General features: G+C 69.0%; 11 protein-coding genes and 1 pseudogene. 10 read left to right on the forward strand and 2 right to left on the reverse strand.

Annotation, left to right across the window (positions count from 1 at the left end):
• Positions 1 to 52 precede the first annotated feature (52 nt).
• Both AMK22_RS30940 and AMK22_RS30950 read right to left on the reverse strand, forming a co-directional pair.
• A complete protein-coding gene (locus AMK22_RS30940) occupies positions 53 to 337 on the reverse strand; it encodes a hypothetical protein (protein ID WP_199883355.1) in 285 nt (94 codons plus the stop codon).
• Between the two features lie 488 nt (positions 338 to 825).
• Complete coding sequence (locus AMK22_RS30950) at positions 826 to 1,848, reverse strand: ArsR/SmtB family transcription factor (protein ID WP_073790445.1); 1,023 nt, start codon at positions 1,846 to 1,848, stop codon at positions 826 to 828.
• Positions 1,849 to 2,226: 378 nt separating this feature from the next.
• On the opposite strand from AMK22_RS30950, the gene AMK22_RS30955 reads away from it, so the two are divergent.
• The 10 genes and pseudogenes from AMK22_RS30955 to AMK22_RS31000 all read left to right on the forward strand — a co-directional run.
• A complete protein-coding gene (locus AMK22_RS30955) occupies positions 2,227 to 3,255 on the forward strand; it encodes a helix-turn-helix domain-containing protein (protein ID WP_199883356.1) in 1,029 nt (342 codons plus the stop codon).
• Between the two features lie 587 nt (positions 3,256 to 3,842).
• The gene (locus tag AMK22_RS30960; protein ID WP_073790447.1) at positions 3,843 to 4,688 is read left to right on the forward strand and encodes an alpha/beta hydrolase; all 846 of its coding nucleotides are present in this window, start codon (positions 3,843 to 3,845) and stop codon (positions 4,686 to 4,688) included.
• Positions 4,685 to 5,272, forward strand: coding sequence for a hypothetical protein (locus AMK22_RS30965; RefSeq protein WP_073790449.1), 588 nt, complete (start codon positions 4,685 to 4,687; stop codon positions 5,270 to 5,272). Before AMK22_RS30960 ends, AMK22_RS30965 begins: the two co-directional genes overlap by 4 nt.
• A gap of 158 nt (positions 5,273 to 5,430) precedes the next feature.
• Positions 5,431 to 5,631, forward strand: a complete 201-nt coding sequence (locus AMK22_RS30970) for a linaridin-like RiPP (RefSeq protein ID WP_073790451.1) — start codon at positions 5,431 to 5,433, stop codon at positions 5,629 to 5,631.
• Positions 5,632 to 5,665: 34 nt separating this feature from the next.
• A complete protein-coding gene (locus AMK22_RS30975; RefSeq protein WP_073790453.1) occupies positions 5,666 to 5,866 on the forward strand; it encodes a linaridin-like RiPP in 201 nt (66 codons plus the stop codon).
• Positions 5,867 to 6,070: 204 nt separating this feature from the next.
• Positions 6,071 to 6,931, forward strand: a complete 861-nt coding sequence (locus AMK22_RS30980; protein WP_242434215.1) for a hypothetical protein — start codon at positions 6,071 to 6,073, stop codon at positions 6,929 to 6,931.
• Positions 6,932 to 6,984: 53 nt separating this feature from the next.
• The gene (locus AMK22_RS30985) at positions 6,985 to 7,770 is read left to right on the forward strand and encodes a class I SAM-dependent DNA methyltransferase (RefSeq protein WP_073790455.1); all 786 of its coding nucleotides are present in this window, start codon (positions 6,985 to 6,987) and stop codon (positions 7,768 to 7,770) included.
• The gene (locus AMK22_RS30990) at positions 7,767 to 9,557 is read left to right on the forward strand and encodes an ABC transporter ATP-binding protein (protein ID WP_073790457.1); all 1,791 of its coding nucleotides are present in this window, start codon (positions 7,767 to 7,769) and stop codon (positions 9,555 to 9,557) included. The genes AMK22_RS30985 and AMK22_RS30990 overlap by 4 nt, the downstream gene beginning before the upstream one ends.
• The gene (locus tag AMK22_RS30995) at positions 9,554 to 11,041 is read left to right on the forward strand and encodes a phytoene desaturase family protein (RefSeq protein WP_073790459.1); all 1,488 of its coding nucleotides are present in this window, start codon (positions 9,554 to 9,556) and stop codon (positions 11,039 to 11,041) included. The genes AMK22_RS30990 and AMK22_RS30995 overlap by 4 nt, the downstream gene beginning before the upstream one ends.
• 78 nt (positions 11,042 to 11,119) lie before the next feature.
• A pseudogene (locus AMK22_RS31000) lies at positions 11,120 to 11,446 on the forward strand (helix-turn-helix domain-containing protein); the annotation flags it as partial.
• Positions 11,447 to 11,703 lie beyond the last annotated feature (257 nt).

Consider the following 11,703-nt stretch of genomic DNA (forward strand, 5'->3'; position numbering starts at 1 on the left):
TCACAGGCCGCCGCCCCATGCGCTAAAAGCAGCGACCGGACCGCCCCCGGCTCTACTCGCCGCCCGCACCCCGGTACGTCCCGAGGACTTCTACCGCCTCCTCCTCGGACAGCCGCGCCCACCGGGCCACCTCGCCCACCCTCACCCCGGCGTTCACCGCGGCCACCATGACCCGCCCCAGCACCTGGTCGAGCAGATCCGTGCCACGGCTCAAGCCTTCCAGCATGGACCGGGCCACCTCGGCGGTAGTGCCGACCTGCGCACCGCGCAACTGCTGCAGCTGCTCCTCGGCCTCGCCAAGGAGATTGCTGATCACGAAGCGCTGTTCGGCGGGCACCACGGCCCGCCTGTGAGGTGCGGGGAAGGGGTTTCTGAGTGTTCGGTTTCCCTCGCCAGTGACGCGTGGTCTTGTTTGTGCTGGTCAGAGGGTGTGTCGGCTGGTTGATCTTGGTGGTGGTGTCCCGGACTCGGTGGTGATGATCCCGGATCAGTCGGTGGCGTGTTCGTCGGACCTCCGTTGTGACGCGCTTTGCTGATTGTTTCAGAATGATTTTCGGAGTCGTCTCAAGCAGATGATGCTGCAGGCGAGTTGGAGCAGTCCCGGGTGGAGGTCGGCCCGTATCCCGTAGCGGATCCGGAGTCGCTTGAACTGGTGGAGCCATACGGTTGGGTCGGCCGCGCGGTGAGGTGTCTGCCGTGGCAGGTCCTGTTCCGCGCGGCCTCCCGCCGAACCGGACATGACGGTTTTCCGGTCATCCGCCCGGTATTACGGCCGTCACACGGTTGAGTGTCTGCGGCCGTTTCTGTGGCGTCCGGGCCTGCCGCTCACGGGACCTCGGGTGTGCCGTTGAGGAGGCCGGTCCCAAGGGGAGTGAGGGTGTGGTGGACGGCGCTGCCATGGCGGGTGGTGGTGATCAGCCCCGCGCGGCGTAGCACGGTGGCGTGTTCGCTGGCGCTGGCCAGGGAGATGTCCAGGCGCTGGGCGAGTTGACTGGTGGTGCACGGGCGTTGTCCGACTACGTCCAGTGTTCGGGCGCGGGTGCGGCCGAGCAGCGCCTCCAATGCTTTGAGCGTGTCCTCCTGTGCGGTGGTCAGTACCCCGGCGGCATCGCCGGCGGTGCGTAGGACGGGCACGAACAGCACCGCCGGCGCCTGGTCGTCGACGGGGCTGAAGAAGACGGTCGGCCTGTTCTGGTAGAACACCGATGGCACCAGCACCAGGCCCCGCCCGCCGAGGTGAAGATCGTCAACCGTCTTACCGCGCCCGATCTCCAGGACCGGAGAGCGCCAGCGGAACCCCGGCGGCAGCCCCGCCAGCACCGCCTCCACTCCCTGCTCGGCATAGACACGTGCACGGCTGGCCTGCTCCTGTTGCAAACGAGTTCGGATACGCGACCAGTACGGGGCCACCGCCACCTGGTGGTACGTGTCGAGGAAGTCCACCAGCGCCCGCCGGTCGGCACGGTCATGCGCGGGATTCCCCCACGCCAGGCCCGGCCACCGGTCGCTGCGCCCGGTGTGGTGCTCGCGCAGTACTCTCGCCCCTGCAAGCTCCTGCCCCAGCAGATTGGGACCGGCGGCACGCAATGCCTCCAGGCCTTCCTCCCAGGTGGTGGCCGGGCCGGTCACGGTGAACAGGTCCACGAAGCCGCCCTGGAACAGTGCCGCGGCCGGGTGCGCGATGGGTGCCCGTGACTGCCGTACCCGCTGACGCCATCCGCCGAACACCGCTGGCCCGGCGGGCTGCTGCAAGGTGGTCAGGCTGAGGAACGTCTCGCCCAGCGGCCCCCAGGCGTCCATCACCCTGGTCCGGGCCAGATCCTCCTGGCCGAAGTGAACACGAAACACTGACAGCCTCCCCCGTTCTCCCCGGCTCGCCAACCCTTCGAGGACCGACTCAACCGCCCCGAGCACGGCATGCCTAGATCCTTTCGCGTCAGGCACTTCGGCCGAGCCCGAAAGGAATGGCCGACCGACAGGGCGGACTTGAGGATCGTCTTGCCGGCCTGGCGAGGGGCCCGTGTCATCGCCACGCCGCACCAGACCACTCGGCACACCAGCAGCAGACAGTGCGCCGAACGGCACACCAATCAGGGTGGACAGTCACGAGCCTGTCAGGAACGGCTCTCGTGCCGCTGGCTCTTCATGCCGGCCGGGCTTTCCTGGCTCCGGTGCAGCGTGGCAGACCGACCACGTGATCTGCCAAATACCGAGCGAAAGAGGTGAATGGTCCTGTTACGGGGCACATTTCGCAGTCAGGACATACCCGCGCAGGGGCGGTTCGACCGGTCGCGGGAGCTGACCACCAAGACGTTCACGCCCACCGATACCACCAGCAACTGCACGGACGGCTTCGAGGCGACACTGCACGCACTGGAACTGGGTGCCCCGCACCTGGCCGTCATGACCTTCCGGTCGCTCCAGGTGCTGCGAACTCCACAACTGATCCGCAGATCCGACCCTGACCTGTACCAGTTGGCTCTCCCTTTACGTGGGAGTTACAGACTCATCCACGCCGGCCGAGACACCACACTCGGGGCGGGGGAGCTGGTCCTGTATGACAGTTCCCGGCCGTTCAGTGCAGTGGTGACCCCGCCCCAGGGCTGCGCCCAGCTCATTCAGGTCCAGTTCCCCAAGGCCTTGCTGCCTCTGGCAGCTGAAAGTGTGGGCCGGCTCATCGGCAGACCGCTGTCCCACCGTGAAGGGATTGGCGCACTGCTGGCAGGCTTTCTCGCTCGCCTGGTCCGGGACGTCGATCACTACCACCCGGCCGACACCGCCCGGCTGGGCAGTATCTTCCTCGATCTGCTGACCGCCCTGCTCGCCCATGAACTGAAGGACCAGGCATCCATACCGTCCGAGTCGCAGCGACATTCGCTGATGCTGCGTATCCAGAGCTTCATCGAGCGACATCTCGGTGATGCCCGCCTTTCATCTCAGACTGTCGCGGACGCGCACCAGATTTCCACGCGGTATCTGTACAAGCTCTTCCAGGAGGAGGGGCTGACCGTAGCGGCGTGGATCCGGGAGCGACGCCTGGAGAGCTGCCGCCGCGACTTGGCCGACCCCGCCCTTGCCGGTCGCCCGGTGCACGCCATCGCCGCTCGCTGGGGCTTCGCCGACAGCGCCCACTTCAGCCGCGTCTTCCGCGCCGCCTACGGGATGCCGCCCAAGGAGTATCGGCACCTGACCCGGCTCGATGCCGATGTGCGAGAACCATCAATAACAGTGCAAGAGCAGTCAAAGACTTACTGAGCTCCTGTCGGCAAGCTCGTACCCGTGCCCATTCGGGCAGCAAGTCCATCGCATCGCGAATCAACTCGAGGGAGATTTCCGTGGACGCACAACAGCTGGTGTACGAGATGCCGATGCCGGCCGAGGTGAAGGGGATTCGCAACATAAAGCCCTCGGTGTCCGAATCTTTGAGCGCGATGCGTGCTGACTAGCCTCGCGCATTCACGAAGCGGGCTGTCCTGTCCGCCAGCGTCCCGAGCCCGTCCGAGCCGCCTCCGGACAAGATCCGGACTGTCTCCGACCAGCCCGGACAAGCCGGTCGCCGTCCGGGACAGCCGGTGGCCGTTGCACCGGCCCGGCAGCAATCAGCAGGCTCGCTGCCGCCAAAGGTGCGCTGCCCATGCGGGGTGGGCGCACCTCAGTGGGCTGTCGCCGCTCACCGAGCCGGAAACCGGACCGACCAGACCGACCAGAGACCAGAGAGGCAGGTCATCGAGATGAGGAAGGCCCTGGGGGTCGAACTTCAATTCGCCATCGGTGTCGCTGGATTACTCACGGGCAACATCGTCCGGGGGGTGCGGACACGGCACCGCGGCACCCGCCGACGTATGGCCGCCTACACCTTGTTCGAGCGCCCCGACGGGGGAGTCGTCGAAGTCGATCACCGACGGCCACCGGACGCCGAATTCGGCGTGCTCCTCTTCAACGGCCTCGGCCTGCCGCACGAACAGTGGTCCTGGGTACGCGGGTTCCTGCCCGGCAACGCCGCCTGCGTGGGCTACAACCGGCCCGGTCACGGGCTCAGCAGTCCGCTGCGCGGGGCCACTCTGGAGGACCAGTTCCGCATCGTCGACGAACTGCGCGAGCGCTACCTCGACGACCTGCCGCTGGTCCTGGTCGGACACTCGATCGGCGGCTATCTGGCCGCCGCGTACGCCGCGTCACGGGGGAGTGCGGCGTCGCGGGAAAGCGGGGCGTTGTCCCACGTGGTCATGGTGGATCCCACGATCATCAGCGACCTCCAGGCCAGTTTCGGCCTGCTTCCCGACTGGTGGACGCGTCAAAGGCTGCTGATGGAATGCCTGTGGGCGGCGACCGGGCTCAACATCCTGCGGCCGATGACACCGGCCGGCACGCTCTACAGCGAGGAGATCAAGGAGAGCCTCACCGCTTACCACGCCCGGCCGCGTGTGTGGGCCACCGCGTACCGCGAGTACATGACGGCACGCACCTACCCGCCCGTCGGGAGGCTCGGTCTCCCGTTGCATGTGGTGACGGCGCTCAAGGGCACCCGCAGCGCCGAGAAGCACCGCAGGTCGCAGGAGACGATGCTGGAGCTGTCGGACTCCTCCTGGCACCACGTCCTCGACGATGCCGACCACATGGGAGTGGTCGCGGAGCAGACGCACGCCAAGACCCTCGCCGAGCTGGTGATCCCCGGGAGGGTGGCATGAAGCATGGCACGACCGGAGAGCAGGCCGTATACGCGACGGTGTCCACCGGGCTTGCAGCGTGGCTGGTCAGCACCGCTGCCGGCCAGCTTCCCGACCACAGGTTCGACCATCTGCTGGTACAGGGTCCGCTGCGGCTGCTCATGGCCCCCAACTGGCGGTTCTTTGGGCCCAATCCCGGTATGTCGAACTCACATCTGCTCTACCGGGACATCACCGACGGCAAGGCGGCCCCCTGGAGGGAAATCGAGCTGACCCCGGACCGGCCCTGGTACGCCCTGGCCTGGAACGCGGGCAACCGCGCCCCCAAGGTCCTCTTCGACGCGCTTCAGGTCATCATCAGGGCGGCCAACGAATCGTCCGCGGACCTGGGCCGTATCGCCAGGAGTCCTGGCTACCGGATCCTTCAGCGCTATCTGACCACCCGTGTCCCGCACGAGCCGGGTACCGACCACACGCAGTTCATGCTGCTGCGGGCCCACCCCGAGCGCGGTGAACGGCAAGAGGTGGAACCCGTGTTCGCCTCCGAACACATCCCGCTGGGCCGGCCGCCGGCGTCATCGTCCGCTGCCACTGCTGCCCGATAGACCGCTTCGGCCGGGAGTTCCGCTCTTACGTCCTTGCACCTCCGCACTCGTGACTTGTCGCCGTGCTCGCGCGTGAGAGCGGGCCCCTCAGCCGAAACGGGAATCACGCACCAGCTGAGGGAACGACAGAGAATTCGCACGCAAACGAAAGGGAAAAGATGTCCCTCGTATCCGAGTTCGCCAACGAAACCCTCACCGACGTCGCCCCGGGAATGCTCTCGGCGACCGACGTCGCCACCCGTCTGGACACCCCGGCCGACCCGGTGATGGCCACCCCCCTCATCGTGGAGACCGTCCTCCTCACGACGGGGTGGATCGCGAACAACATCGCCAACTACGTCGACCGCGTCAACTACTGACGTCCGGCACGAGGATCAAGACGAAAGAGGCGAGATGTCCCTCATAGCCGAGTTCGCCAACGAGACCTTGACCGGCGTTACCCCGGGCCTGCTCTCGGAGACCGACTCCATCATGTGCCCGGATGCTCCTGCCGACCCGACGATGTCCACCGCCTTCCTGACGGTGAACACCTGCCTGGACGGCCTATACACCCGCACGGCCCTGACCGCCCTGATCGTGGTCGCGGCCGGCTGAGCGGTCTCCCGCACTGTCATCTCCGCGATGTGGTGCCGACCAAGGGCAGCGGGGAGTCCGGCCTCCGGCGAAACCGCGCCGCGTCGTCGACCCGCCCAGCACCACCCCGGCCGGGGGCAGGCACCGTCCTGTCCCCGGCACCCCGTTCTCGCCGAAAGTCACTACCGGAAACGCCCGCCGAATCGCCTGTCAGAAGGAGACCCCGTGTTCCGTCGCCTGGCCACCCGAGTGGCCTCGTCCCTCGCCGCGGCCCACCCGCCGGCCACGGTGCGCCGCATTGCCTCCGCGGGAACGTTCGTCGCGGCGCTTGAAACGCTCAGCCAGCACAAGCGGTTCGCGAGCGGCGATCTGCTGGGCAGCCAGGTCGAGGCCTTCCGTCCAGGGCTCGCGAAGCGGCATCCCAGGGTGTATCGCGCGCTGGCCTCAAGGGCGTTGCCCTACACGGTCTACGGCGCGCAGGCCGCCGTCTCCGCGGCCACCTTCCTGTGGCCCGAAAACCGGCCGCTGCGCATCGCGGGCGGCGCGACGCTGGCCGTCCTGCAAAGCGCGCAGGCTGCCTATATTCCGTTCGGCCGGGACGGCGCCGACCAGTTGCAGCAGGTCATCAACATCACGATGGCGTCCACCGGACTGATCCGCGACCGCAAACAGGCCGACGACCTGGCGATGCGGACGCTGGCACTGGAGACCTCGCTCTCCTACGTCGCCTCCGGGCTGGTGAAGGCCGTCTCCCCGGTCTGGCTCAGGGGCGCGGCCGTCGCCGGGGTGATGCGGACGAAGAACTACGGGGACCCGCGCGCCCACCGGCTCATCACCCGCTACCCGGCGGTCTCCACGGCGCTGTCCTGGGGCACGATCGCCATCGAGTGCGGCTTCCCGCTCATCTACGTGCTGCCCAAGCCCGCCGCGCGCGCCTACCTCGCCACGATGACGGCGTTCCACCTCGGTATCGGCGAGTTCATGGGACTTAACCGGTTCGTCCTCGCGTTCGGCGCCACGCATCCGGCGATCCATTACGTGTTGTCCCAGCGCCGTCGCGAGCTGGCCCCCGCCCTCGCCGTATGAGCCACGGCTCTTCACGAGGACCAGGATCCAAGAACCAAGTACACGGAGACCTCATGACGATCAACACGACCAACACGGTCGCCGACATCGGCTACGGCAAGCAGTTCGAAGGCTGGTACGACCGCATGTTCCCGGGCGACGCCGCCACGCGGCTCACCGTCGACGCCTTGGCCGCGTGCCACCCGGACCCGGCCTGGGGCACGCTGGAGTTCGGCGTCGGGACAGGGCGCATCGCGCTGCCGCTCTCGCACCGTGTTGGTCCGGTCACCGGTGTGGACTCCTCTCAGGAGATGCTGGCGGTGCTGGAGAAGAAGTCCGGCGACGGCTCGGTGACCACCGAACTCGGCGACATCCGGACCTACCGCGACAGCCGCCGGTACGGCCTCGTCTACTGCGTCTGCTCCACGCTCTCGCTGATCCTGGACCCCTGCGGACAGCAGGACGCCATCACCCGTGCGGCCGAACTCCTGCGCCCTGGCGGCAGGTTGCTGGTCGAGACGCACAACCGTCGCGGCGTCGAGGCCCTGCACCAGGGCCTGACCCGCACCACGGTGTTCGTGCCCTTCCCGGAGCCGGACGCCGGGCTTCAGATGCACGCCACGCTCCTCGGGGAGAACCGGATCTGGCAGGTGTCCACGATCCTGTTCGAGCCGGACGGCACCCACCGCATCGGCACGGAGACCGCGCGCCTGCTCACGCCCGACGAGGTGGACGGCTACGCCCGGAACGCCGGACTGCGGCCCGAGGGCCACCACAGCGACTGGCGGCGCAACGACTACGTTCCCACGGCTGGTGTGTTCATCGCGTCCTACACCAAGCCGACCGTCGAGCCAGCATGAACCTCCGGGAGACGGTCCGCCGCCACTGGGCCCTGCTGGCCGCCGGCCTGGGCATGGGCCTGGCCGGTACGGTGGCCAAGCTTGCCCAGCCCTGGATGCTCGGCCGGCTGATCGAAGCCGTGGCCCTGGACAAGGCCATCGCCTGGCCGGTCACGCTCATCGTGCTGTTCTTCCTCGCTGACGCGGCGCTGAGCGCCGGACACTCCTATGCGATCGGCCGGGCCGGCGAGAACATCGTCTTCGATGCCCGGCGCACCCTCGGCAGCCGCCTGCTCCGCAGCCGGATCCCGCACTTCGCGCACCTGGAACACGGTGACGTCTTCGCCCGCACCGTGTCAGACACCTCCATCGCCTGCCTGGTCATCGCCCAGGCGATGGCTCAGACGGTCGGCTCCGTCCTCATGGTGACCGGCGGCATCGTGCTGATGGCCCGGCTCGACTGGCAGTTGCTACTCACCGCCGTCGGCTGCCTCGGCGCGGCCAGCGGCGGGGCGTTGCTGCTCGCCCGCCAGATGCGTATCGCCGCCCTGCGGAACCGGACGGACATCGGTGCGTTCGGTTCGGGTCTCCAGCGCGTGCTCGGTGCCCTCACCACGGTCAAGGCCTCGCGCGCCGAGGAGCGGGAGACCGAGGAACTGGAGCGCCTGGCCGACCGGGCACGGCGCAGCGGAATCCGGGTGGCGGGAGCGGGTTCGTTGCTCACCCCGGCGATGAACGTCGGAACCCAGCTGACGCTGGCCGTCGTCATCTCCTGGGGCATGGCCCGGGTCGCCACCGGCTCACTGCAGGCCGCCGATCTCACGTCGTTCGTGATGTACCTCTTCTACCTGGTGACGCCGCTGGTGATGCTCTTCCTCTCGATCGGCCAGGTCCAGCAGGGCCGCGCCGCAATCCAACGAGTGACGGAGCTGGCGGCGATCCCGCAGGAATCGGAGCCGGAGGAATCGGAAGAACCAGTACTCCCGGAGGAGGGCAGGGAGGAGAGGAACAGGAAGGAGGGCGACAAGAAGAACGAGGCGGACGCGATCCGCTTCGAGCACATCGACTTCTCCTACCGCGACGACACCCCGGTACTGCGGGACGTCTCCTTCGCCGTGCCGCGCCGCGGCCTGACCGCGATCGTCGGTGTCTCCGGCGCGGGCAAGACGACGGTGTTCCAGCTCATCGAGCGCTTCTACCGGCCGGACTCCGGCACGATCCGTGTCGCGGGCCACGACACCGCTGCTCTCCCGCTCGCCGAACTCCGCTCGCGGGTCGGCTATGTGGAGCAGGACACGCCTCTGCTGCGCGGCACGATCCGGGAGAACATGACGTACGCGAACCCCGGAGCCGACGCCGCCGACGTCGCCCGCACACTGCGTCTCGCCGGTCTGGCCGACTTCGTCACCGCACTGCCCGACGGGCTCGACACGCAGCTCGGCGAGCGCGGCGCGGGCCTGTCCGGCGGCCAGCGGCAGCGGCTCGCCATCGCCCGCACACTGCTGCAACGGCCGGAGGTGATGCTGTTGGACGAGGTCACCGCGCATCTGGACAGCGACACCGAGGCCGCGCTGCGCGACGCGATGACGGAGGCCGCCCGGGAATGCGCGGTGCTGGCCATTGCACACCGGCTTTCCACCATCGTGCGGGCCGACCGCATCATCGTGCTGGCGGAGGGTCGCGTGCGAGCGGTCGGCACCCACCGGGAGCTGATGGCGTCCGACGAGGTCTACCAGCGGCTGGCCGCCCAGCAGTTCGCCTGCCGGCGGAGCACCGCCGAAGACGTGGCCCAGGAGGTGCCGGTATGACACACGCGAACGCAGCGGGCGTGGCGAACAGGGTGCGCGGCGTGGACGTCGCCGTCGTCGGCAGCGGCCCGAACGGTCTGGCCGCCGCCGTCACCATGGCGCGCGCCGGGCTGACCGTGCACGTCCACGAACAGGCCACGACCGTCGGCGGGGGTCTGCGCGGTGCGGCGCTGTTCGACTCCGAGGTCCGGCACGACGTCTGCGCGGCCGTGCACCCCACGGCCGCCGCGTCGGCCTTCTTCCGGGAGTTCGACCTCGCGGCGCGCGGTGTCACGCTGCTCCAGCCGCCGATCTCCTACGCGCACCCGCTCGACGACGGCGAAGCCGCGTTCGCGTACCGCGACCTCCGCGAGACCTGCGACCGGCTTGGCCCGGACGGGCGCCGTTGGTGGCGCCTGATGGCCCCGCTGGTGCGGCACAGCACGGGCGTGACCGACTTCCTGCTGTCCGGCCAGCGGTCCCTGCCGCACGACCCGGCCGCACCACTGTTCCTCGGTCCGCGCATGCTCGGCGGCCTGCTCCCCCGGGCCCACGGACTGCGCACCGAGGCGGCTCGGGCGCTGCTCACCGGGGTGGCGGCGCATGCGATGGGCCGGCTGCCCAGCCCGTCCGCCACCGCCGTCGCACTGCTCCTCGGGCATCTGGCCCACTCGACCGGCTGGCCGCTGCCCCGAGGCGGCAGCGACCGTATCGCCGAGGCCCTGGTGGAGGACCTGCGGGCGCACGGCGGCACGGTGCACACCGGCCACCGGGTCACCGACCTCGCGGAGCTGGACGCTCGGGTGGTCATGCTGGACATCACACCGCGCGGTCTGCTCGCGCTGGCCGGTGACCGGCTGCCGCCGCGCTACCGACGGGCGTTGCGGCGCTTCCGCTACGGACCGGGCGCGGCGAAGGCGGACTTCCTGGTCGACGGGCCCGTGCCCTGGGCCGACCCAGAGGTCGGGCGGGCCGGGACCGTACACATGGGCGGCGGCGACGCCGTGATACGCGCGACGGAGAACGCGGCCGTCCGGGGCGAGGCCAGTGAAGAGCCGTTCGTGCTCTTGGTCGACCCGGCCGTGACGGACCCCGGCCGCGCGGTGGGCGGACGCCGACCGGTGTGGGCCTACGCGCACGTACCGAACGGCGACACCAGAGACCCGGTACCGATGATCACCCACCGCATCGAACGGTACGCCCCGGGCTTCGCCGACACCGTCGTCGCCGCGCGCGGCATAGCGGCGGCCGAGTACGAGGCGTACAACACGAACTACCCCGGCGGTGACATCGGTGCGGGAGCCGTCACGCTCGCCCAGTCCGTGTTCCGCCCGGTCCCCGCCTGGAATCCGTACCGCACACCGCTGCCCAGCGTGTACCTGTGCTCGGCGTCGACGCCCCCGGGCCCCAGCGTGCACGGCATGTGCGGGTACCTCGCCGCACGGTCGGCCCTGCGCGGGGAGTTCGGCGTGACCGCACCCCCGTACCTGGGCCCACACTCCTAATTACTGACTTCGGCTCGTTAGGGTGATCTCTTTCGAAGTCCCTGATCCGCCTGGGGTGTTGGCTGTATCCACTGGGGTGTGAGGTATGCGGATGGGGGCGGGCTGACTCCTGCGGGACGTCAGCGCCGGGAGACGGTTCGAATGCAGGCGGCCGAGCTGTTCGGGCAGAAGATCAAGCCGCCGGAGGTGGCACGGCGGCTACGGGTGAGTCTGAAGTCGGCCTACGAGTGGCACCGGTTGTGGCGGGAGGGTGGTGTGCAGGCGCTGGCCTCCCGTGGTCCCAGCGGATCGCGGTGCCGGCTGTCCCCGCGCTGTCTGGAGAAGCTGGCCGTATACCTCGAGGAGGGGCCTGCCGCGCATGGCTGGGTGGAGGACCAGGTGTGGACCGCGGCCAGGGTTGTGACGGGGTGGTGGTTCTGCGGTGGTTGGGTTGTTGTGGCCTGGTGTTTTGTTGTTGGGCTGGGATTCCAGGCCGGGGGCGGGCGTGCTGTGGGCGGTCGGTACGGCCGCCCGTGCGGTCGGTACGGGCACTGCCCGCGCGTCGGCGCCCGTGCATCGGTGCCCGTACCGGCACACCGGCTCGCCCGCATCCGATTCCCGGTCTCGGCCCTCGGCCTCCGCCCGTGTCCTCTTCCGCCGGTCCCGGTGAACTCGGACTCTTT

This window comes from Streptomyces sp. CB01580 (genome assembly GCF_001905795.1).
Lineage (GTDB): Bacteria > Actinomycetota > Actinomycetes > Streptomycetales > Streptomycetaceae > Streptomyces.